The 24,579-nt window shown below is 36.5% G+C and carries 19 protein-coding genes and 1 pseudogene; 13 read left to right on the plus strand and 7 right to left on the minus strand.

The window, feature by feature from the left end; translation table 11 throughout:
* Nucleotides 1–326: 326 nt before the first annotated feature.
* The 5 genes from B371_RS0113300 (at nt 327) to B371_RS0113320 (ending at nt 4,425) form a co-directional block, all read left to right on the plus strand.
* Nucleotides 327–1,304 carry an ABC transporter ATP-binding protein gene (locus B371_RS0113300; RefSeq protein ID WP_019414818.1) on the plus strand — a complete coding sequence of 326 codons (978 nt, stop codon included), beginning with the start codon at nt 327–329 and terminating at the stop codon, nt 1,302–1,304.
* On the plus strand, nt 1,297–1,938 hold the full coding sequence (locus tag B371_RS0113305) for an ABC transporter permease (protein ID WP_019414819.1): 642 nt from the start codon (nt 1,297–1,299) through the stop codon (nt 1,936–1,938). Before B371_RS0113300 ends, B371_RS0113305 begins: the two co-directional genes overlap by 8 nt.
* An 11-nt stretch (nt 1,939–1,949) precedes the next feature.
* Nucleotides 1,950–2,870, plus strand: coding sequence for a glycine betaine ABC transporter substrate-binding protein (locus B371_RS0113310; RefSeq protein WP_019414820.1), 921 nt, complete (start codon nt 1,950–1,952; stop codon nt 2,868–2,870).
* A gap of 528 nt (nt 2,871–3,398) precedes the next feature.
* A complete protein-coding gene (locus B371_RS0113315; RefSeq protein ID WP_019414821.1) occupies nt 3,399–3,926 on the plus strand; it encodes a sigma-70 family RNA polymerase sigma factor in 528 nt (175 codons plus the stop codon).
* Nucleotides 3,916–4,425 (plus strand): hypothetical protein, encoded by a 510-nt coding sequence (locus B371_RS0113320; protein WP_019414822.1) that lies wholly within the window; start codon nt 3,916–3,918, stop codon nt 4,423–4,425. Before B371_RS0113315 ends, B371_RS0113320 begins: the two co-directional genes overlap by 11 nt.
* Before the next feature lie 683 nt (nt 4,426–5,108).
* Here the strand turns inward: B371_RS0113320 and B371_RS0113325 are convergent.
* Nucleotides 5,109–5,900: an SGNH/GDSL hydrolase family protein gene (locus B371_RS0113325; protein WP_019414823.1), complete on the minus strand. Its 792-nt coding sequence runs from the start codon at nt 5,898–5,900 to the stop codon at nt 5,109–5,111.
* Between the two features lie 80 nt (nt 5,901–5,980).
* Entirely contained in the window at nt 5,981–6,283 is a 303-nt protein-coding gene (locus B371_RS0113330; RefSeq protein WP_019414824.1) for a nucleotide pyrophosphohydrolase, read from the minus strand.
* 68 nt (nt 6,284–6,351) lie between these two features.
* Here B371_RS0113330 and B371_RS0113335 point away from each other — a divergent pair, with 68 nt between their 5' ends.
* Together B371_RS0113335 and B371_RS0113340 are read left to right on the plus strand one after the other, a co-directional pair.
* Complete coding sequence (locus B371_RS0113335; RefSeq protein ID WP_019414825.1) at nt 6,352–6,942, plus strand: DNA-3-methyladenine glycosylase; 591 nt, start codon at nt 6,352–6,354, stop codon at nt 6,940–6,942.
* 375 nt (nt 6,943–7,317) lie between these two features.
* On the plus strand, nt 7,318–7,824 hold the full coding sequence (locus tag B371_RS0113340) for a hypothetical protein (protein ID WP_019414826.1): 507 nt from the start codon (nt 7,318–7,320) through the stop codon (nt 7,822–7,824).
* Nucleotides 7,825–9,399: 1,575 nt separating this feature from the next.
* Here the strand turns inward: B371_RS0113340 and B371_RS0113350 are convergent.
* The 4 genes from B371_RS0113350 to B371_RS0113365 all read right to left on the minus strand — a co-directional run bounded on the left by B371_RS0113350 (nt 9,400) and on the right by B371_RS0113365 (nt 17,695).
* On the minus strand, nt 9,400–10,887 hold the full coding sequence (locus B371_RS0113350) for a glutamate synthase subunit beta (RefSeq protein ID WP_019414828.1): 1,488 nt from the start codon (nt 10,885–10,887) through the stop codon (nt 9,400–9,402).
* 22 nt (nt 10,888–10,909) lie between these two features.
* Nucleotides 10,910–15,490 (minus strand): glutamate synthase large subunit, encoded by a 4,581-nt coding sequence (gene gltB / locus B371_RS0113355; protein WP_019414829.1) that lies wholly within the window; start codon nt 15,488–15,490, stop codon nt 10,910–10,912.
* A 431-nt stretch (nt 15,491–15,921) separates the two neighbouring features.
* Nucleotides 15,922–16,194, minus strand: coding sequence for a hypothetical protein (locus B371_RS0113360; protein WP_192811908.1), 273 nt, complete (start codon nt 16,192–16,194; stop codon nt 15,922–15,924).
* Nucleotides 16,195–16,879: 685 nt separating this feature from the next.
* Nucleotides 16,880–17,695 carry a GNAT family N-acetyltransferase gene (locus B371_RS0113365; protein WP_019414831.1) on the minus strand — a complete coding sequence of 272 codons (816 nt, stop codon included), beginning with the start codon at nt 17,693–17,695 and terminating at the stop codon, nt 16,880–16,882.
* A 319-nt stretch (nt 17,696–18,014) separates the two neighbouring features.
* On the opposite strand from B371_RS0113365, the pseudogene B371_RS21810 reads away from it, so the two are divergent.
* From B371_RS21810 to B371_RS22455, 3 genes and pseudogenes are all read left to right on the plus strand, one after another.
* Nucleotides 18,015–18,562: pseudogene (locus B371_RS21810) on the plus strand (sigma-70 family RNA polymerase sigma factor).
* Nucleotides 18,552–18,959, plus strand: a complete 408-nt coding sequence (locus B371_RS0113375; RefSeq protein ID WP_019414833.1) for a PadR family transcriptional regulator — start codon at nt 18,552–18,554, stop codon at nt 18,957–18,959. The pseudogene B371_RS21810 and the gene B371_RS0113375 overlap by 11 nt, the downstream one beginning before the upstream one ends.
* Nucleotides 18,956–19,615, plus strand: a complete 660-nt coding sequence (locus B371_RS22455; RefSeq protein ID WP_019414834.1) for a permease prefix domain 1-containing protein — start codon at nt 18,956–18,958, stop codon at nt 19,613–19,615. Before B371_RS0113375 ends, B371_RS22455 begins: the two co-directional genes overlap by 4 nt.
* Nucleotides 19,616–19,764: 149 nt before the next feature.
* Here the strand turns inward: B371_RS22455 and hmpA are convergent, their stop codons facing one another.
* Nucleotides 19,765–20,949, minus strand: a complete 1,185-nt coding sequence (gene hmpA, locus B371_RS0113385; RefSeq protein WP_019414835.1) for an NO-inducible flavohemoprotein — start codon at nt 20,947–20,949, stop codon at nt 19,765–19,767.
* Between the two features lie 166 nt (nt 20,950–21,115).
* On the opposite strand from hmpA, the gene B371_RS0113390 reads away from it, so the two are divergent.
* From B371_RS0113390 to B371_RS0113400, 3 genes are all read left to right on the plus strand, one after another.
* Entirely contained in the window at nt 21,116–21,538 is a 423-nt protein-coding gene (locus B371_RS0113390; RefSeq protein WP_019414836.1) for an Rrf2 family transcriptional regulator, read from the plus strand.
* Between the two features lie 49 nt (nt 21,539–21,587).
* On the plus strand, nt 21,588–22,517 hold the full coding sequence (locus tag B371_RS0113395; RefSeq protein WP_019414837.1) for a manganese-dependent inorganic pyrophosphatase: 930 nt from the start codon (nt 21,588–21,590) through the stop codon (nt 22,515–22,517).
* Nucleotides 22,518–23,117: 600 nt separating this feature from the next.
* The gene (locus B371_RS0113400; protein ID WP_019414838.1) at nt 23,118–24,140 is read left to right on the plus strand and encodes a S66 peptidase family protein; all 1,023 of its coding nucleotides are present in this window, start codon (nt 23,118–23,120) and stop codon (nt 24,138–24,140) included.
* Nucleotides 24,141–24,579 lie beyond the last annotated feature (439 nt).

Below are 24,579 nucleotides of genomic sequence, written 5' to 3' on the forward strand. Positions count from 1 at the left end.
GCCTGCAACGGAAATCATATCAGAAACCAAAGTGGATACTGTGTGCTTTCTTTAAGGACCGGGCGCACTTTGCCCGGTTCTTCTTAATCTGTATATATAGAAGTGATTGATGTGTAACTATTACGAGGTATTCAAAATTTAATGATTAGATATACTCCTGAAAGGGTAAAGGTAAATTTAGATTACATTCTTCCCATATTAATCTTGAATTGAGCATTCATTTTGAAAAAAACAATCAATTCATGCATACTTATTTGAGGTATTTCGGTATTTAAAGCAATAAGGTATTTTTGGAATAGAAATAGGCTGGAAAAGGGGCTGAGGCTTTGATTCGATTTGATCAAGTAACCAAGCGATATGAAGATGGGACAGAAGCATTAAAAAATGTATCACTGACTATCCCTACCGGTAAATTAACTGTAATTATCGGTCCAAGTGGATGCGGAAAAACTACATTAATGAAGATGATTAATCACCTTGAATCACCCACATCAGGTGATATATTGATTGATGAACAATCTATTAAAGATCGAGATGATGTGGAACTTAGGCGCTCTATCGGATATGTGATTCAGCGTATCGGTTTATTCCCCCATATGACGATAGGAAAAAATGCTGGGATTGTCCCTCGACTTAAAGGCTGGACAGAAGAAAAAACGCAAAATCGAATACGCGAACTTATGGATATTGTAGGACTTGACCCAGACACATATTTGGATCGTTTCCCTTTGGAATTAAGTGGTGGCCAGCAGCAACGTATAGGAGTTGTGCGCGCACTTGCAGGGGATCCAAACATTATGTTAATGGACGAACCCTTTAGTGCATTAGACCCAATTAGTCGGGAGCAACTTCAAGATGAATTGCGAAACCTTCAACAGCGTATTAATAAAACGATTGTTTTTGTAACCCATGACATGGATGAGGCTTTAAAAATAGCAGACCACATTATTGTGTTACGTGCTGGGGAAGTGGAACAAGTGGGCCCTCCAAATGATCTTATTCATGAGCCTATAAACGACTTTGTACGTGATTTTATAGGACTAGACAGAATCAATCGAAAGCGGACATTTGGAAAGCGTAAAATTGGAGAATTATCTTCTTATTACATTCAATCTAAAATCAGTGAGCAAGTTGTCTCTGTAAATTCTACGGAAAACCTGGAAAAAGCAATTTTACTACTAGACCAATCAGAAACAGACATATTAGCTGTTTATACGAATGATGAACTTGTTGGTTACATCAACCAATCGGCATTATTGAAAGCCGTAGTTGCAAAGGAAGAAGGTGCTTCCTCCCATGTCTAAGTTTTTAGATACTGTTCAAAGTCGTGCAGATCTCATTCAAGAAGCATTCCTACAACACATATATTTATCTTTTGTTGCTTTAGCCATTGGAATTGCCATCGCGTTACCACTTGGAATTTTGATTGCTCGCTATGGTAAGTACGCTGAACCAATCATAGGAGTTACGGCAGTTTTTCAAACGATACCCAGTTTAGCGTTATTTGGTTTTTTAGTACCCGTAATTGGAATTGGTTCAAATACGGCACTCATCGCACTTATAATTTATGCACTTCTGCCAATTTTACGAAATACTTATACTGGACTCACCGGCGTCGATACTTCCATAATAGAAGCAGGACGTGGAATGGGAATGACACGAACGCAAATACTAAAACAACTTGAATTTCCGCTTGCCTTGCCGTTTATCATGGCAGGTATTCGAACAGCTACTGTTCTTACAGTAGGGATTGCTACACTAGCTACATTTGTGGGTGCTGGCGGTTTAGGGGACGTCATATATCGAGGTTTACAATCGTATAATAATTCACTAGTTTTAGCAGGGGCACTCCCTGTGGCATTACTAGCCATTGTCTTTGACTTTTTATTGAAAATGGTTGAAAAGAAAGCGACACCAAAAGGAATGAAAATTCATTAGGAGGAATTGAAATGAAAAAAAGAATAGCTAGGTTAAGCTTAGCCCTATTTGCATCTATTGCGCTAGTTGGTTGTGGCTCATCAAATAATGCTGGAGGGGATGTAAATGAACCACTCATATTCAGCGGAAAACTATTTACAGAGCAGTTCATCCTACCTCAAATTTTAGGTCAATACGTTGAAGCTAAGACAGATTATGTAGTGGAATACAAAGAGGGTCTAGGTGAAGTAGCAATTTTAACACCTGCGCTTGAAAATGGTGATATCGATGTGTACATAGAGTATACAGGCACTGGTTTACAATCGGTATTAAAGGCGGATTTAGCACAAGGCGAAAGCTCTGAGAGTATATTAAAGCGTGTTCGTGAAGGATACGAAGAGACATATGGCGTGACGTGGTTAGAGCCACTTGGTTTTGAAAATACGTATACATTAGCTTATAGCAAAGATCAACCTTACAATGCCGAAACATATTCTGATTTAGTTGAAGCATCAAAATCACAAGACATCGTATTCGGGGCCCCTCACGCGTTTTATGAGCGTCCGGGTGATGGCTTCGATGCACTAGTTGAGGTCTATCCATTTGAATTTTCTGAAAAGGAAAGTTTAGATCCAAACATTATGTACGAAGCTGTTAAACGTGGAGATGTTGATGTCATTACAGCATTTACAACAGATGGTCGTATAGAACGTTTTGATTTAGCAATTACAACTGATGACAAAGGGTTTTTCCCTAAATACGATGCAGCACCACTTGTTCGTCAGGAAACACTGGAAACATACCCAGAACTTGAAGATGTTCTAAACGAATTAGCTGGTAAAATTACAGTAGATGATATGCAAAAAATGAATGCTCGTGTTGATATTGATGGAGAAAAACCTGAAGATGTAGCACGTGACTTCTTAATTGAAAAAGGATTAATTAAAGAATAATCTGAAGTGGGGAGGTTGCCAAAATTAGTGGCAACCTCTTTTTTTGTTGTGAAATAAGAAGGATGAAGCGCGATAAGAGTTCTATGAAGTTGAAAAAACGGCTAAAGAAGCAAAATAAATCTTTCATGAAATCGACAAGTTTTAAAAAACACAACCTATATTAATAAGCGGTTCAGTTTTTAGATCACTTATTCCGGAATAACCGGGTAAATCTAACCTGTTTTATTATCAAAATAAACAGCCAAATATAACCCGGATTAGCACCTCATTTCGAGGAGCTTTTATAATTGATAGAAAATTTTATCTTTTTAGAGGTAAAATGGTTAATGTTGGTATAATCAATAAAAGGAATTGTTATTTTTGTTTCACTTACGAGGCAGGTTTATTGAATAAGAAATGCAGTTAAACGGTGCAAGAAACGTACTTTTCCCTATTTTATAAAGTTAAACAAAAAAATAATTGAAATAAATTAAGCTAAATAGGAGATGTATCCGTCTATAAAGAGTAAGGAAAATAGGAGATGGTACTTTGAATGAGTTAATGAATGTGAAAAATGCTCAGAAGGGAGACAAACAAGCATTTATGAACCTTATAGATAAATATCAAGATGACATTTATCGAACGGCTTTGATTTATACAAAAAATCAAGATGATGCACTTGATATTGCTCAAGAGACAGCTTTTAGGGCATACAGCAAAATTAATTCGTTAAAAAACCCTCAGTTCTTTAAGACTTGGTTAATTAAAATAACAATGAATGCGGCAATTGACCTGTTACGAAACAAAAAGAAGGTTACCCATATTAAACCTGAATACACTGACTTTATAAGTACCGAAGATGGAGACATTCCTCTTTCTATGACACTTAAAGAAATAGTAAATAAATTGAACGAAAGAGAAAAAAGCGTTGTACTTTTAAAGTATTATTTTAATCATACTTTTCAAGAAATCGCCACTGTAATGGATGTTCCAATAGGTACAACAAAATCAATTTTATACCGTTCACTACAAAAAATGCGTTTAGAAATGAAGGAGGATGATATTTATGAGAAATAAAATAACAGAAGAAATGGAAGAGTTGAAAATTCCAAGGGGAAAACTTCAAAAAAGACTCGAATTAGGTGTTCTCCAAGCCGAGAATGAAATGGTTCAACGCAAGAAAAATAGATTTCAAGCCCCTAGATGGCTTATAAATTCTGTTGCTTCAGCAATCATTTTAGGAACAACTTGGACAGTTGGAGGTTCCTACATAGCTGATGCTGCCGATTCTTTAATTAACCAAATTTTTGGCTCGAAGGAACAAGTAATGCAAGACTTTCCAGGAGAGAGTGAAGAAAGTCTTGCAGGACTTGAACAAGAACTTGCATTCACCGAGCAACATCTAACAGAAGAAGAGTTTGCTGATTTGACTCAGTTGGCGAGAGAGCAAATTGAGGTTGTTCATCAAATGAATTTGGAGAATCGAAGCTCGCCAAATGAGGAGGAAGAAAAAAGACTTAACGAAATACAAGAGAAATTACAAGCGTATGTTAAAAAGGCAGAAGTTAATGAATAATGTTCTAGCAAAAAAGCTCAGTTTCTTGTTAAGCTAACGGGCAGTTATATACAGTACCAGCAATAAATCCTTGGAATGGTGCACCTTTTATCTTTGTTTATATGTATCTATAGATAAGCGTTTAAGGACTCGACTTGGAGCCTCCGTGGGCTTATTGAAGGTATAAAATTTACTTTGAGCTTTTCATAATTGGTGTTTTATAGGTTAACCATTCAATTATTAAAAAGTAGGAATGCGTTTTTACTAAGCGACAGTTTGGAGAGATTGTGAACCATTGCACTTAAACAAACGGAGAAGTAAATTGGTTTACTAAAATTTAGAACAACTAGAAAAACATTGAGATAATACTCAGTGTTTTTTTCTTTTTTCAGATCATAAATATTCATTTCCCGGTTTACAGATTTCTTGTTTAGTTTATTCGGCTGTTTTTCGTCAATGCAATTCCACCCCTCTTTATCATACGAATTAGATACCTAAATACTCAGATTACAATCACAATTGTAATAGCAATAATTGGTCCGTCAATAGTATGATTATTTTAAAGGTAAAATCAAAACAAACCCTGATATATCATTGAAAAATAGACATCCAATTGACTAGCTAATTGGGTGTCTATTTAGGGTTATAATTCAAGAAAAATGATTCAAAACCTGAACGGCTTATATATTAAAGTTGTGTCCTTCTTATTTTGTAAGAAAAGGCATTAGCACTTCAGCCCAAATTTTATACCCAAGATCGTTTGGATGGATTCCATCTAGTAAAGTAGAATCAAGTGTGATTTTCTGTGCATTCATATGATAGAGCATAGCGCCATGTGTATCAAAATAAGGCCAACCTTTGCTTTGAATATATAGGGCAGTTTCATTAACATAATCTGTGAATTTAAGACCAAACTTATTAAGTGGTGGTCCAAATTTATTTTCTGTACAAGGATTTGGAGATAAGAAAACAATGCGTGTTGTTGGTAATGTCTGAGAGTACAATTGATAGAGTGAATCTAATGATTTGAACGTGTCAGCTAATGATACATTCTTATTATGATTATTAATAACAGACGTCTCAATAAGTAATACATCAGGTTGCTCTTTTAGAATGGGAGCGGTGACATGATCCTCAAGTAAACGTACTGACGTATAGCCTGAATAACCATGATTTGATACTGTAAGGCCATTTAATGCGGGGTTTGTATTCCTTAGGTACACTTGGGTAAGGCCACGCCACGTTTTCGATTGATGAGAAGACCCAGTTCCAAATGCCACACTGCTGCCAGTTACAGCCATCTTAGCATCCCCAAAAATCAAGGCTCTGTAAATTAAATAGTCTGCAATCGATTGATTTGGATAATGTTTCGGATCGTATGATTTAATCAGTATATTATTCGCACTTACTTGGTGCTGTTGAGTTCCTGTTCTTGTATAAAAGAACAGGAATAATCCCGCAGCAACGATACAAATTAACCACTTCCATTTACTCATACGATCAACCCCTTATATGCTAATCTAATTAATATAATGTTCTGTTAATTATTATTCAATAGGGATATAGGAGTAAGTATTTATGATTTAGTAGGATTGGGGTACTTTATGGCATTTTTCTTCATCTTTTGACGGGCTGCCATGATTAAATCCTCACCTAATACATCGGAAAATTGTAGTAAGTATATAAAGACGTCAGCCATTTCATCCACGATTGCCTGCTTATCATAAGCAATGGAGTCCTCACCTGAACGCCATTGAAAACATTCGAGTAACTCGCTTGCCTCAAGCGAGATAGAAATGGCTAAACTTCTTGCATCATGATTTCCTCCCCAGTCGCGGTCGTCCCGAAATTGTTGGATTTCTTTAATTAATTCATTCATAGTATTTCCCCATTTCAGTTAAGTATATATGTATGGTTTTAGTATAATAAATCTAGAGGTGAATGCACATGATTTTCCAACCAATAGCACCAATTTTTTTCAAACAACCAACACTTGACCTTGCTCGAAATTTACTTGGTCAGTATATTGTACATGAACATTCTGCTGGTTTAATAGTCGTGAAAATAATTGAAACTGAAGCTTATCTCGGAGCAGAAGACAGGGCAGCTCATAGTTTTGGCAATCGTCGGACTAAGCGAACGGAGATCATGTTTGGAGAAGAAGGTCTAGTATACACATACCAAATGCATACACATACATTGATGAATGTAGTATGTGGTCCAATCGATACCCCACGGGCTGTGTTAATTCGAGCTGGTGAACCTATTTTAGGTCAAGATCTTATACAACAATTTCGTGGAAAAGCCAAAATGAAAGATTGGACGAATGGACCAGGTAAATTGGCAAAGGCTCTTGATGTTACGATGAAATACTATGGTCATCATTGGTCAAAGGCTCCTTTGTTTATTGCTGAGGGGCCTGGTGTTAGCGAAGTGGAGGTAGGTCCTCGAGTAGGTATACAAAATACTGGGGAAGCGGTTGATTACCCGTATCGCTTTTCAGAAAAAGGGCATCCAATGGTCTCTAAATATCGATAAACAAAATACGAATGAATATTGCATGCAAGAATTGATGCTAACTTGATTAACAAAAATCTACCAAATATATATACAATATAAGCCGTTCAGTCCTGAATCGCAATAACGCAAATAAACACCTAAATAGACGTTCAATTAGACCCCTAATTGAACGTCTATTTTATATTTAGTATAACGGCATATCTGTCCGATGCAATCCCAATAAGCGCGACCCCGATGGAATTCTGACACAAGGTGTTTTATGTTACATTGTAATAGAGAAAGGTCATACAACAAATCAGGACTATTGTGCAATACGATCAAATGCAACCGCTTTTCAGCAGATAACGTATAACAATTTAAGGAGGGTTTATCATTAAACATTTAGTATTTCTTTTGTTCTCCATAATGTTAATGGGCTGCTCGCAAGGAACTGCCACCGAACCACTTGGGGATGAAGATGGAAACCCCTTTACCACTGAAGAAATTGAGAATTATGTTGAAGACAATAATATCGAAATGTTGGCGTTATTAAATACCGACGACAATAACTACGCTGCTATTCTCGGAGAAATTGGTGTGTATCAAGTTTATAAGGGCGAGAATGATGAAATAGCAAGTAATGTCCAAGTATTAACTGGAAGTGAAGACGTGGAATTCGGAGCGCTCAACTCAGTCATATATGTAGTAATAAACGATGAGGATCTACTCGGAAAAGGGCATACGTTAAAAATTATTTATGAAGGTGGAGAATTCGCATCCGAGCTTTTTCGTTCAGAACAAAATCCCTATGTTGCCTTATATGATTCCAGTGGATTAGTTAATGAATCAGTCGGAGATGCTAATCTTTTTATATATGATTCTCATGGTAATGAAATTTATGAGGATTCCATAGAAGGCTAATACGCCAATAACTACTCATTCCATTAACGGATGGGCTTTGGTTGCGCAAAAAAAGAAGGTAAATACTTAAACAGCCCAAAAAACAGGGTTGTTTTATTTTATACAGATATTTCTCCGACTTCTTTCCTTTACCCTTTCCAAATCAACGCTATCCATAACATAGCATTTAATTAATAGTTCGACCATATTAAGACATAAGTCAGCACACAATTGATGCCTTCTAAAATGGAGGGAATTTTTTTACAAGAAAAGAAAGTATATGAAATTAGGATGCCGAGATTCCAGTGTTCATGGTGATTTTAAGTATATGAGACTAATATTTTAAAATGGAATTTTTTTGGCGTTACTCCCTTTAAACTGATTAATATGAAGGCGTGACTTCCTTTTCAAAAAACACACGCTTCATCTTGAATTTCCAGTGAAAGTGAATTTTATTAAGTCATACATTCTTGTTTAGTAATTCAATTTTAATTAATGTGTGAGTACTTTTATTTTTAAAAAATAAGACGATTTTATATTTATTTTTTAAAACATATTGTCATCACTGTTATTTATAACTAGGTGAATGATTGAAGTGGAAGACGGCGACTCCTGCGGGAAAAGCGAGACAGATGCCTGCAACGGAAATCATACCGGAAAATAAAGTAGATACTGTGTATTTTCTTAAAGGACCGGGAGCACTTTGCCCGGTTTTTCTTATGTCCGCGTCTAAGCAAAATCGCTAACGTGTTTCGTTGCTCAAGAGTGGAAGTGTGGAAAAAGCGGTGCTAAATGAGCTATTAACTCTACTGTCAAATAGAGTGCTAAATGGGTGTGTAATTCGACTGATATTTCGTGTTTTGCGATTCAAAACTGAACGGGTTAGTAGTTTCTCGGTGTTTATCTAGTCTAATTTTCAGTAAGCCTAATTTTTATCTCGGCTATTAAACTAAAACAGCATTTAGTTGAAGAACTCCAACCACCACGGATAATCAAACTGACCATCTGATATCTGATAGAAGTGTCCAAATATACCCAAATAAGTAATGCCGGATTCGTGAGCTACAATTGGAGTGTAGGTTGAAAACATAAAGAAGTTGACTCTTTCAATTTGAATATGAATACTTTCTGGTATTTCTTCCCAACCAATAAACTGAAGATATTCCTGCTGTGTTGGGTTTGTCACCATAGAGAAAATAAAAATAAAAATAAAAATAAAAATAAAAATAAAAATAAAAATAAGAACAAGTAAAGCACTAATTATATGCCTCTTTTTTTACCTTTTTAATTATCATCAACCCCCTCGGAAAACATTTATTATTAATGAGCTGCCGCGTTAGTTCATTAATAAATAAAAATCTCTTTTATTTATTATACCGACAATATCCACTTTTACCTGTATGAACCTTGAAATTAAGCTGAGTGGATGGAAACAGCAGATGAGTGGACGAAAACCATAGCTGAATGGACGGAAACATGAAATGAATGGACGAAATTTAAATCAACTGGAAGGAGAATTATTGTAACAGTCGATACAAAAAAACAACCTATTAACCAGCTTTACACTGATTAATTAGGTTGCTCTATAATAATTTCTTATGGCAATACAGTTGACCCCATTAAGAAGCGATCGCATTCTCTCGCGACTTCACGTCCCTCATTAATTGCCCATACAATCAAGCTTTGACCACGGCGCATGTCTCCAGCTGAAAAAATGCCTTCAACATTTGTTGCATACTTGCCGTATTCCGCTTTAACCGTCGAGTTTGAGTTTGTTTCGATGTTGAGTTGCTGTAGAAGCCCTTGTTCAGGACCTGCAAAACCTATTGCGATTAAGACAAGGTCTGCTGGCCATACTTTCTCTGTGCCTGGGATTTCTTCACGGACACGGTTACCTTCTTCGTCTATGCGAAGTTTCACGTTAACTGTGTGCACTTCTTTTACATGACCATTGTCGTCACCAACAAATTTTGTCGTTTGAACAGCAAATGCACGCGGATCGTCTCCGTATTTACTAGCCGCTTCTTTTTGACCATATTCAATACGATGGATTAAAGGGTATTGCGGCCAAGGATTTCCTAGTTCATCACGAATAGAATCTTTCTTATCGTAAATATCAAATTGCGTTAAGCTCTTGCAATTATGACGTACAGATGTGGCTAGACAGTCTGTCCCCGTGTCACCACCACCTATAACAATCACATCTTTTCCTTCAGCTGAAAGGTAGTTACCATCTTCAAGATTTGAATCAAGCAAGCTTTTCGTGTTGGCATGAAGGAAATCCATTGCGTTATGAATGCCATTTAGTTTATTTCCTTCTAATTGCATATCACGATGAACTGTTGCGCCACCACATAAAATGGTTGAATCAAATTCTTGATTTAATTTTTCAACAGGGTAGTTTTTTCCTACTTCTGTATTTGTTATAAATGTGATTCCTTCTTGCTCAAGTAGGTCAACACGACGTTGCACCACCTCGTAAGATAGCTTCATTTCAGGTATACCGTACGTGAGTAGTCCACCTACACGATCATTGCGTTCGAATACCGTTACCCAGTGACCAGCTTTATTTAGCTGGGCAGCGGCTGCAAGTCCTGCAGGACCAGATCCGATTACAGCTACTTTTTTACCCGTTCTCTTTTCAGGAGGCTCAGGGACAACCCAGCCTTCCTCAAATCCTTTTTCAATAATAGCGCGTTCAATAGTTCGGATTGCAACAGGAGGTTCGTTAATACCAAGGACACATGCCCCTTCACATGGTGCAGGACAAGCCATACCAGTGAATTCAGGGAAGTTATTCATTTCATGTTCTCGGTGTAATGCTTCCTTCCACTGACCTTGATAAACGAGTTCGTTCCACTCAGGTATAAGATGATAAACTGGACAACCAGTTGTCACACCATCTATCTCCAACCCCGTATGACAAGTGGGGACGCCGCAGTCCATGCAGCGCGCACCTTGTTGCTTTAATTCTTCCTCCGGCATCGGAAGTGTGTAATCTTTCCAATCTTTTGTGCGCTCAAGTGGATCACGTTCGTGCTGTGTTTGTCGTTGATATTCCATAAATCCAGTAGGCTTTCCCATCTTGTTCCTCCTCTCTAATTGGTTATTTTGAAGCTAGTAGTTCTTTTTTGCTTTCTTCAAAAGCAGTCATTTGTGAATCGAAAATAGTTAAACCTTCTTCTTGAAGTCCTTTAATTCGATCATTAATCTTCAAATAAGATTTTGGTATTACACGTACGAACATAGGTGCATATTTTTCCCAATATGCTAAAATTCTCTTCCCGAGTCCGCTATTTGTATATTCAACATGTTTTTCAATCATTTTATATACGTCATCCAACTCTTCTTGATTTGCTAAAGGGAGCATGTGAACAAGCTCAGGGTTACATTTTGAATGGAAAGTTTCATCTTCATCAAAGACATAAGCAATACCGCCTGACATTCCTGCAGCAAAGTTACGTCCAGTTGATCCTAGGACAATTACTTTTCCTCCAGTCATATATTCACAGCCGTGATCTCCTACACCTTCAACAACGACATTTGCCCCACTGTTACGGACGCAAAAACGTTCTCCAGCGATTCCTTGGATATACGCTTCACCAGAAGTTGCTCCATAGAAAGCAACATTCCCTATGATGATGTTCTTCTCTGGTAGGAAAGTGATATTTGAATCTGGATGTACGATAATTTTCCCGCCAGACAGTCCTTTACCAACAAAGTCATTTGAATCTCCAACAAGTCTAAGAGTCATCCCTCGAGGAATAAACGCCCCAAAACTTTGACCAGCAGATCCTTTAAGGGTTAAACGAATAGTATCCTCAGGCAATCCTTTTTCCCCGTAGCGTCTTGTCACTTCACTGCCGAGCATCGTTCCTGTTACACGGTTGATATTGCGAATAGCCGTTGTAAATTCAACTGGTTCTTGAAGTTCTAGAGCCTTGCGCGAGTTAGGAATTAATTCTTGGTAATCAAGTGTTTTCTCTAATCCGTGATCTTGATCCTGTGTATGATAACGCCCAACTTTTTCAGGGAGATCTGGCGAATAAAGAATAGCAGTAAGGTCAAGGTCTTTAGCTTTCCAATGACTAATTGCTTTGTTGATTTCAAGCACATCAGTACGTCCAATCATTTCGTTAATAGTCTTGAAGCCTAGTTCGGCCATTAGTTCTCTAGTTTCATTAGCAATAAATCGCATAAAGTTTACAACGTGCTCAGGATCCCCTGTAAATTTCTTGCGTAGCTCAGGGTTTTGAGTGGCAATACCTACAGGGCAAGTGTCTAAATGACAAACACGCATCATGACACAACCAAGAACAACAAGTGGCGCAGTAGAAAAACCATACTCTTCTGCTCCTAGAAGTGTTGCAATAACAACGTCTCTCCCTGTCATCATTTTCCCATCTGTTTCAACAACTACACGGTCACGTAGTCCATTAAGTAAAAGGGTTTGGTGAGTTTCAGCTAAGCCAATTTCCCATGGTAAACCGGTATGCTTTAAGCTTGTTCGCGGAGCGGCACCTGTTCCACCATCATAGCCACTTATTAAGATAAGGTCAGCTCTTCCTTTTGCTACACCAGCCGCGATGGTTCCAACGCCAACTGCAGACACGAGCTTAACGCTAATACGTGCTCTTGGGTTAGCATTCTTTAGGTTGTGAATTAATTCAGAAAGATCTTCAATTGAGTAAATGTCGTGATGTGGTGGTGGTGAAATCAATTCAACACCTGTCGTAGATCCACGTACCTCTGCAATCCAAGGATAAACCTTGTTACCGGGTAGATGTCCGCCTTCACCTGGTTTTGCACCTTGTGCAACTTTAATTTGAATCTCGTCTGCATTGACAAGATAATGACTTGTCACGCCAAATCGACCTGATGCAACTTGCTTGATGGAACTTCGTCTAGAATCTCCATTTGGTTCAGGGGTATAACGATCTACATCTTCTCCACCCTCGCCAGAGTTACTTTTACCTCCAACACGATTCATGGCAATTGCTAACGCTTCATGTGATTCTTTAGAAATTGCACCATAAGACATCGCACCTGTTTTAAAGCGTTGACAAATAGCCTCGACAGATTCCACTTCTTCAATAGGAACGGAAGGTCTATCTTTAAATTTCATAAGACCTCGTAAAGATTGCAAGTTTGTTGTTTCATCCGTCAACATTTTTGTGTATTTTTTAAATACATCATAGTTATTCGTGCGGCAGGCATGTTGCAGGGTATGAATCGTACTTGGATTGTACTTATGGTCCTCACCATTTGTACGATATTGGAATTCATCTCCCGCTTCTAACGATTTGTTATGACCTCGATTTTCTCCAAAGGCTGTTTCATGACGCATCAGCACTTCTTTTTCAATCATATCTATTCCTATTCCAGATAAACGTGATGACGTTCTAGTGAAATATTTATCGATTACATCCATATGGATTCCAACCGCTTCAAAAATTTGCGCTCCTCGATAACTTAGTATCGTTGAAATGCCCATTTTAGAAAGGACTTTAATAACTCCATCTGTTACTGAATGGATATACTTTTCATTCGCTTTATCGAATGAGTCGATTTGAATATCTCCAGTCTCAATCAAGTAACGAACTGAATCAAATGCTAGATAAGGATTGATGCCTTCAGCTCCGTAACCTAGAAGGGTTGCAAAGTGATGCACTTCTCTTGGTTCACCCGACTCTAGCAAAATACTAACTTTTGTACGTGTCGCTTGACGAATTAAATGATGATGCAATCCGGAAACAGCCAGTAGTGCAGGAATTGCCGCTTGGTTTTTTGACACACCTCGGTCAGATAGGATTAGAAGTGTAGTGCCTTCTTTTACTGCCTTATCAACTTTTTCGAAGATGATGTCAAGTGCTTTTTCCATATTGCCTTCGGTTGCATCAAACAACGTGGAGAACGTCATCGTTTTGAAGCCATCAAGTTTTTGTTGACGAAGGTTTTCAAGTTGACGATTAGTTAAAACTGGTGTTTTTAAACGAATATGCTTACAGCTATCTCCATCTGGGTTTACTAAGTTTCCTTCAGCACCAATCGTTGTTTCAACCATTGTAATAATTTGCTCGCGGATTGCATCAATTGGAGGATTAGTAACTTGTGCAAACAACTGTTTGAAATAATTGTAAAGGAGTTGTGGCTTTTTAGATAAAACTGCAAGTGGGGAATCATACCCCATTGAGCCAACAGGATCTTTACCTTCGATAACAAGAGGTCTAATAATCTTATTTAACTCTTCTCTGGTATAGCCAAAAGCAAGTTGTTGCTCTAAAAGTTGCTCTCCTAAATGAACTAGTGCCAGTTCTCCCGCTTCTGGTAAATCTTCTAAATCCGTCATACTAGTAAGCCATTCTCTATATGGCTGTTCTGAGGCAATCTGCAACTTAACTTCATCATCAGGAACAATGATTCCTTTTTCCAAATCAACTAATAAGATTTTACCTGGTGCAAGTCTTTCTTTGTAATCAATGTCATCTGCAAAAATATCCAAGGCTCCTACTTCTGAACCTAAGACAATCATTCCACCTTTTGTTACATAATAACGCGCCGGTCTAAGTCCATTTCTGTCGAGACAAGCCACAATTTGGTTTCCGTCTGTAAATACAAGAGCAGCTGGGCCATCCCAAGGTTCCATTAACATACTATGATACTCGTAAAAATCACGTTTTTCTTCTCTTATTGTTTTATCATTAGCCCAAGGTTCAGGTACCATCATCATTGCTGTGTGAGCAAGAGAACGTCCTGAAAGGTGTAAAAATTCAAAGCAGTTATCAAACATAGAAGAATCACTACCGTCTGCATCGATGACAGGTAAAACCTTTTGTAAATCTTCACTAGAGAAAAATTCTGAATCACAAAGCTGTTCTCGTGCCCGCATCCAGTTCACATTACCTCTTAACGTATTAAACTCTCCGTTGTGAATTGAATATCGGTTTGGGTGTGATCTCTTCCAACTCGGGAAGGTATTCGTGCTAAAACGAGAATGCACAAGTGCTAGTGCAGATTTATACTCCGGATGATTTAGGTCGATGTAAAAAGAGTCAAGCTGTTCGGGGATTAACATTCCTTTATAGACAATAGTACGAGTTGATAAGCTACTAATATATACATCTTCATATTCTTTAATGCTTGCTAATTCGATTTCAATTCTTTTGCGAATAATGTAGAGCTTTCTTTCAAAATCCATTTGGGTCTTTATATTTTCAGCTTTTTTAATAAATACTTGTCTAATCGCCGGTTTAGATTTCGAAGCTACTTTACCAACAAATGAATCATTGATGGGAACAGGGCGCCAGCCAAGAGGAATCTGACCTTCTTCCACAATGATACGTTCGAATATTTCCTTACTCTTCATACGGGTTTCGTGATCTTGCGATAAAAATACCATTCCAACTCCATACTCTCCTTCTTGAGGTAGGAAAATATTTTCTTTTTCACACTGCTTATGAAAGAAACGATGGGGAATCTGTGTTAGAATACCAGCCCCGTCACCTGTACTTGTATCAGATGATTGACCTCCACGATGTTCTAGATTACAGAGCATGTTTATGGCATTTTGCACGATGCTATGTGTTTTCTCACCATTTATATTTGCAAGCATTCCAATCCCGCAAGCTTCGTGCTCTTGCTCAGGATCGTATAAACCTTGTGGAGCAGGATAGCCTTTCTTTGTCATGACAACGTCCCCTCTCTATTATTGTGCTGAAAGTTGTTCATTCTTTTTATGAAGGGGTTCTTTACACACTTCATTGCATGTACACTTTCAAGTTCATCTAGTATACCATTAAAATACTTTTGACATAAGATTCAGATAACATATTTTTTTGTATATTTATTTATAGTAGTGAATGAAAACGCTTCCAGTATATTGTTAGATACGAGTAATTGTTAGTCATATCAAGGATAAATGGCAAATTGTTATTAAAATAAAAATTTATAAAAAACCAGTATTTATACAATATTAAGTAGTGTGATAAAGTATATAAAATTACAATTTAATACTTTTATTGTATGTATCGGATAAATAAAATAGTTGGAGGACGTTATAAATAGGTCGTAATTTTAACCTTGAAAGAGTATTAATCCCAAGATTTTTGAACCGTGAATTTAGGGGAGAGGGAAGATGTATTGTTCATATACTTTCCATTTAACCCCTAAGCCTATTAGGATAATCACGCTTAAGATAGATGCAGTGATCATGCCTCCGTTAAATGAAAAAGCGAGGTACACAATTATTGGTCCAATTGCTGCTCCTATGTCACTCCACATCGTATAAATCCCAATAAACGAATGCGCAACAGCCTTATTTACGCTGGCTGCACGAACGTCCATCAACGTCGTTAACCAAGAAAAACCCATCATATATAAAATAGCGAACAAAATCCATAAAACGAGAGGAGCAGAAACTAGGAGAAAAATGCCCATAATAGCTGTAAGAATTGTAATGGGTAAAATCCCTTTTGCAATTGGTCCAGATTTACAGCGGATTTAGCTGCAGCGATCGCAATATACCATCTTGCGGCTTGAATAGTAAATACACTGCGGTAGCAGCGGAAAAAGCGATAAGTGAACGTTTTTCAGAATGCTTCACCTGTTTTGAACCAAATGTTCAGTAGAAAATAAAATTAATAATTCAATTCCGGGTTTTCTAACTGGTATTATGTTTTGTGAAAATAAGAAGATGTCCGACTGTATTCAGAGGTGATTTATGGGGATGTTTTTTAAAAAAATTTATTCTCTCACAAGATAATAAAGAAAATGGTCGACATTTTAACATGTGGGCTATATAACTGCATATTGACCATGAACTCATTCAAGTTCCCCCTAAGAACGAATAGTTTCAATTGTTGTGTTAATAGAGTAACTAAAACTAGCACAGCTAATTAATCACAAAAATTCTCAGTATTCTTTAGGTACTAACTTAGTTTTTTAGCATTTCTGGGTAATAAAAAGAGGATATATAAAGTAAACTTTTAATAGAAAAATTAGACTAACATCTACTCTAAAAGAAAGAATTCAGAGAAAATGTCAGTCTAGTATGTATTTACTTTAAAAGTAGTTTACATCACTTAAACTTTGGAGAAATATTTTTACCCATATACAACTCATCGAAATACTCGCTATTTATAAACAAAGCATTCTGACGAGTTCCTTCTACAGAATAACCCATATTTTTACAGAGCGAGAAGGCATGTTCGTTTTGTTCAACAACTTTGAGTTCTAAACGACTAATGCCAACTTTTTGTGCGAAGGATTCCGCTTCTTTCATTAGAGACATCCCGACATTTTTCCCGTAATAAGCTTTTCGTACACCAATCCTTAAAGAGGCCCGATGACTTGCACGTGGCGCCGGCCCTGAATTTAAAGTTAAAAATCCAGCGTATTGACCGTTAACGAGACCGATAAACACTTGGGAAGTGTTTAACTTTTTCCATTCTCCAATTTGCTTTCGAATTGATTGTACACTCAATTTTCGTTCATCTTTCCCAAACAACATATAACTAGATTCTGCATCAATGCTTTGTTGTAGATTAATAAATGCACGTGCATCGTCTAAATCTATGGGTCGGATGACTAATATATATTCTGTATTATTTGAAGAAGTCTGATCTAATTCATATTGATCCGTATTTTTCATAAAAGTGACAGACTGTCCTAATTCAAGTTGTTTAATAGTGAAATCGGATTCCGTCCAAGCTAAAAAGTGTGAAGCAGGTGATTTCGTCTTTCTCCACCAACTGTTATTTAAGTAGGCAGCGTTTGGTAATTGTTGACCGATAATGTTTTCGATGGAAGTATATGTTAGAGTGACTTCATTCCGTGACGATTCTGCAAAATAAGTTGCAAGGGGGATATACTTTTTCTCTAACCTGTTTCCCATAATTGACCTCCTTTCTGAATCAAAAGAAACGCTTCATTTTATGATTCTATCACTTTTGACTAAATTTAAAATAACCCTAAAATTATTTTACCACCTAAACCAGTAAATGGGTACAAATTATTATAATATTTTGACAAACTAGAAAAAAACTTTCTAATTCTTCAAGAATTAAGTTTAAAAGCTAGTTAAATAGCAACACAATGTGTAGTCTAAAGTCCTGATAAAAATGTCTGTATTGTCCATAAATATTTAAAAGATAAGGAATACAAAAACTTATTAATGTACTGCTTCGTCTAAATACATAAAGGGAGGTACAGTTGTGGAAGAGGTAACAGCAGAAATCATTGAATCGAAGACAAAACAAAACTTATTGATGGGTTTATAATCAAGTATGGTCAAAAGATTTTAAATCTTGTCTATTCTTATGTAAATAACAAAGAAGTTGCAGAAGATTTAACTCAAGATATATTTATAAAATGTTATAACTCCCTTCATAAGTACAAAGGAAGATCGAAATTTAGAACTTGGTTGTGGCAAATTGCAATCAATCATAGTAAGGACTATTTAAAAAGTTGGTATAACAAAACTGTAATTAATGTAGAAGATGGCAATATTCTTGATACAAAGCATAAAGAAAGTGTAGAAGTGACCTTAATTCAAAAAGATGATGATAGTAGAATTGTTTATTCCGTAATGAACTTGCCAATTAAATATCGGGAAGTGATCTATTTGTTTTACTTCGAAGAGCTAACAATTAAGGAAATTGAAAAGGTAATTCAAGTGAAGCATAACACGATTAAAACTCGTCTTAGAAGAGCAAAAGAACTAATAAAGGAAGAGTTGGAGGGTGATGTTAATGGAAGATAGACTAAGAAATTTACGTCAATCAATGAATAAAACTAAATTTAATCAGTTGAACTTCTCTGATCAACTTCGAAATCAAATTCACGATAAAATCGAGAAACAAAACGAAAGTAAAGGACACATCTATTTAGCCGTTTTACAGATTCTCTTAAACCAAAAGACAGGATACGAATTGACTCAATTATTACGTTCTAGGGGTATTCAATCTTTTGTAGAAAAAGAAGGGGACTTATACACTTTGTTACACAGTTTAGAACATAATGGCTACTTGTTATCCAATTGGAATGAAACAGGGGCAAAGTATTACCAAATAAACAAAAGAGGGAAAAAATTATTACAACAATCAGAGAAAAGTGAGACTCATATGCAAGGGGTCTTAAAACAGTTATTGGAGGGGTGATTAGTATCAATAAAGATACCTTTTTAACAGAGGTCATTAAACAAATTAAATCTAAAAAAGCTAAAAGTGCTGTTAAAGCTGAGTTAGAATACCATCTGGATAATAGTAAAACCAATTGGATTGAAAAGGGCTTTAGTGAGCAGGAAGCAGAGGAAAAAACTGTTGGTCAAATGGGAAACTCAATAAAACTTGGGATTGAGCTTAATCAACTCCATTCTCCATGGTACATATATTTATTAAAATTAAATGCTGTAAGTTTTTTGTATGCTATTATAATATGGTTTCCAATTGCACTTATGGCACATGTATATAAGGTTAGCAGAATCACAGGTTTAAATATAAGTACAGTGAATACTAGTGTAAATATAATAATCCTTGTTGTATTAATTGTAGGTACACTATTTCTGTTTTTCATAACAAAAAGATGGTTAAAACGGAGAAAATCCAATTTTTGGACGATTATTCTTTGGATTCCTTATTGGATTCTCTTAGTAACTTTAAGTACCATCTTTTCCTCCCCTCTAATAAATGCAGACGACCCAGGTATTGGTATTGGAATAATAGCATTTGGAGCAATGATCGTTTTTCCTGTTTATATACTACTCATCAATTTAGTAAGTTATGCAAGCAACAATAAAGCTCAAATAAACAAATAATAGTCCCCTCATTATTACATTAAAGGGTAGATGAGATTGTTCAAAATACAATAGGCAACCAATTGTACTGCTAATTGGTTGCCTATTTGGGCTTTAATTACGAAGGAATAATTCAAAATTGTGCGGCCTAACCGTAATTAATATAAACTTTAGACGTGCACTAATTCAAGCGAAACAGCTGGTCCGAAAAACTCGAAGTGTACACGATTTTCTGGAAAGCCTAAATCATAGAGACTCTGAATGATTGCTTTCATAAATGGTACAGGTCCACATACATAAATATCACTATCTGAAAGAACATTGTCAGCTAAAATCTCTTTTACAAGCATTTGATTTTCATCAGAATATAACGTCAAGTAAGTAGTGTCTTCCATCGTTGACAGTAACTCACGAACATCGTTATCGAATGCGTGCAAAGCTTTATTTCTTGAGCCATGTAAGAAAGTTACAGGTCTATTCGGAGTCGTTTTAGCAATCGTATCCAACATACTCATCATTGGTGTAATTCCCACACCACCACTGATTAAGGCTACTGGACGTGTGCTTTCTAAATCAAGATAGAAGTCACCAGCAGGAGAACTTACTTCAATGATGTCGCCAATTTGTCCGTCTTGGTGTAAGTATACAGAAGCTTTTCCGTTAGGGTTCATTTCCGCTTCTTTTTTCACTGATATACGGTATGTTTCTTGATTAGACGCTTGTGACAAACTATATTGTCGGTTTAACAAATAAGTTTCACCTGGAATGGTTAGGCGGACCGTAATGTATTGACCTGGAATAAATGTTGGAACTGCTGATTTATCTTCAGGTTGTAAATAGAATGAAGTGATGATGTCACTTTCAATAACTTTGTCAACAATTTTAAAGTTTTTAAATTCGCTAAAGCCATTCTCTTGCTCCGCAGCTTCTTTGTACATTTCATTTTCCATTTGAATAAAGACATCTGCAATTATTCCGTATGCATCCGCCCAAGCCTGAATAATTTCTTCAGTTGCCGCATCTCCTAATACTTCTTTAATTGCTTGAAGTAAATATTTACCGACAATTGGATAATGTTCAGCTTTTATGCCTAAAGACCTGTGCTTTTGAGCAATTTGTTTTACTGCAGGAATTAATACACCCAAATTATCAATGTGCAAAGCAGCTGCGTAAACAGTATTAGCAAGAGCCGTTTGTTGACGTCCTTGCTTCTGGTTAGCGTGATTAAAGAAATTAAGTAATTCTGGATGAGCAATGAATAAATTTTTATAAAAAACGGTTGTTATATCTACCCCTCTATCAGCTAAAATTGGAGCTGTTGACTTAACGATGTCGATTGCTTTTTGAGATAACATGTTTGTTTCCTCCTCTATATCTTTTATTAATCTAACCATACGCTTGAACTTTCGTTAAAGCAATATATTAAATACATCTTTAATATTTCAGACACATTTCTTTCACCTATTGGACATAATCGTTATAATAATGAATGGAAAGTGCGGTGATCGCTTGCGGTTAACAATGTACACAGATTTTTCACTTCGCGTATTGATGTACGTGGGAACAAAAAAAAAATCTGAACTATCGACTATACAAGAGATTTCAACGGCATACGGCATATCGAAAAATCATTTAATGAAAGTCACATATGAGTTAGGCAAACATGGTTATATTGAAACAGTCCGTGGACGAGGAGGCGGGATACGTCTTGCCTTTGCACCCGAAGATATTAATATTGGAGAAGTCGTTCGGAAAACAGAAGACGACTTTAATTTAGTTGAATGTTTTAATTGTACAACGAACCAATGTGTTATTACGCCCGTTTGTAAATTAAGAAACGCATTACATCAAGCACTCGCTGCTTATTTAGCTGTACTTGACGGATATAATTTAGTAGATTTATTAGGTAACAAGGAACAGCTTGGTGCCATTTTGTTTAAGTAATAGTATGATAAAAGAGACAAAAAGTTTTTATTATTATTGGAGGATACACATGGAAAAGGTATATATAATAGGACATAAAAATCCAGATACAGACTCGATTTCTTCTGCAATTGTTTATGCATATTTAAAGCGTGAATTAGGAATGAATGCAGAAGCAGTTTGCTTAGGAGTAATACAAGACGAAACAATATTTGCTTTAGATAAATTTGGTTTTGATGCACCACGATTAATAAAAACAGCGTCACCTGATGTGAAACATGTAATTTTAGTTGATCACAACGAAAAACAACAAAGTGTGGACGATATTGATGAAGTTGAAGTGATTGAAGTCGTTGATCATCACCGTATTGCAAACTTTGAAACAACCAATCCATTGTATTTTCGTGCGGAGCCAGTAGGTTGTACTGCTACAATTCTGAACAAGCTATTTAAAGAAAATGGAGTAGAGATTCCAACAAATATTGCTGGATTAATGCTATCTGCAATAATTTCGGATTCCTTGTTATTTAAATCACCAACTTGCACAACACAAGACATTGCAGCTGCTAAAGAACTCGAAGTGATTGCGGGTGTGGATGCTTTAGAGTATGGTTTAGCCATGTTAAAAGCAGGTGCTGATCTAAGCAAAAAAACGATTGAAGAATTGTTATCACTTGATGCAAAAGAATTTGGCATTGGTAATTATAAAGTAGAAATAGCCCAAGTAAATGCAGTTGACGTTAACGATGTCATCGGTCGACAAACTGAATTGGAAGATTTAATTACCCGTACTATTGCTGAAAAAGGACTCGATTTATTCATCTTCGTCGTAACAGATATTATAAATAACGACTCTGTAGTACTTACGTTAGGAAACCAGGCAGAAAAAGCAGAAAAAGCATTCGGCGTAACTTTCGTCAACAATATAGCGTTACTTAAAGGCGTTGTATCACGTAAGAAACAAGTGGTACCAGTTTTAACTGAAGCATTCAGTGAATAAGAAATACAAGCAAGCACTTGAAGTTAGACACGAATAAGAAAGGGGGCTGTCCCGAAATTCATTTAAAATGACTTTTATGATCAGCCCTCTTTACAATTAAAATGACTTTGTTATAAAAATTTAGTGATTTCCAGCTATCACTTGGAAGTCGCCTACTTTGTTTCTTCCTAATTATATGGATGACAGCTAATGCATTACACTCTATACAAAAACGAGCATCCTTTCCTCGAATTAATGAGGAAAGGATGCTCGTTTTTGTTGTATATTAAGTGACTATATCAAGAAGCCTTTCACAGTAGTTATAAAATCGAAGTGAAAAGTTCTAGCTAAAGAATCTCCACTTCCACCAGAAGTTTTTGTCCTTTCGCGACTACTTAAGCAGGAACGGTCACGAGTGATTGATTATTTTTAGACCTCGTCCTAATTCCTTTGATAGCTTTAATGATAAAACTACCAATAACAATGACAAAAATAATGGGAAAAAACAAACCCAATGCCACCACCTTTAAACCATAAAAAGTCCATTTAATCTCGCCCTTACCTATCTATTAACACGCAAAAGGAGTAAAATAGTTTCAATATTAAAAAGAAGGTGACACTTTGATTCGCTATCCAAATGCACTTATACAAGGTCAAACAATTGGTATTACTGCACCATCATCAGGTGTGAAAAGGGAATTGCATAATTTAATTCTCGAAAGCAAAAAGCAATTTGAAAATCATGGTTACAAGATTGAAATCGGAGAGACTGTTTGGACACAGGACAAAGCTGAGTCAGCGACGAAAGAAAAAAGAGCCACTGAATTGAATTTGATGCTTCAAAACCATGAAATCAAAGCTGTTATTCCACCATGGGGAGGAGAGATCCTTCAAGAGATTTTACCTCTTATTGACTGGGACAAAATCGAACCTAAATGGGTGCTAGGGTATTCAGATACGAGTACACTACTGTTTTCGTTAACCTTAAAAACTGGTATTGCTACTGCACATGGAACAAATTTAGTCGATCTACGAAGTGGCGTATGGGATTCAACGACAAGTAAATTTTTAGAAGTACTCTCTTCCGAAGAAGGCGCGATAATTCATCAAATGTCGTCTTCCCACTATCAATCTAAATGGGCACATGACAAACCAGCAGATCCTTATGTATTTAAATTAGACACTCAATCAAAGTGGGAAACTGTCGGAAATCAATCAGTAGAAATGAATGGAAGACTGCTAGGCGGATGCATGGACACGATACATCATTTAGTTGGTACCCCATATGGCGATGTGCGCGATTTCCAGGATAAACATATACAAAATGCACCAATTTTGTGGTATCTTGAAAATTGCAATATGTCTGCAACAGAATTTCATCGTTCATTATTACAAATGCAGCAAGCTGGATGGTTCGATCTCTCAGCGGGCATCATTTTCGGACGCACATCTGCAGGCCAAGAAGTGGATGGATTCACGACTCTAGATGCTCTTGAAAGACTAGCTGAAGCGACAAGTTTACCAATCATTTATAACGCCGATATCGGTCACGTGCCACCACAATTGACTTTTGTTAACGGTGCATATGCCGAAGTAAAATATTCTGACGGCCAAGGTGAAATGACCATGTATTTAAAGCAATAAAAAAACTGTTCTTCTCAAGGTGATTGAGATGAACAGTTTTTTTACACTGGTAAGACAAAAGGCTTGATCAGAACGAATTTCCTGCTGAGTGAGGGAAAAGTTCTCCGGAATCACAAGATTTGAATAGAAGGTTATATCAATCTTGAGGTTATGGTGTAGTAAGTTTACAGTCCAAAGCGATCCGGAAACTCAGTTGGAAAACCACTTTCTACTAACACTCAATTATTAGTAATTGCTTAAAAGAACCGGGCGTATTTTAGTACGGTGTTTTATTGACTGACTTTTGATCATCTAACTATAGGGGTTTCTAACTTATTTTAATTGAAAAGAAGATTTTCCAAGCTGACTACCAAATAAGGACGTCGGTTTCAGCAAGTATGCGCATTTTCATTGGGATATAATGGTCATTATTTACTGACCTGAATCCGTGACCAAGGTG

It is taken from the genome of Paenisporosarcina sp. TG20, from assembly GCF_000286315.1.
Classification (GTDB): domain Bacteria; phylum Bacillota; class Bacilli; order Bacillales_A; family Planococcaceae; genus Paenisporosarcina.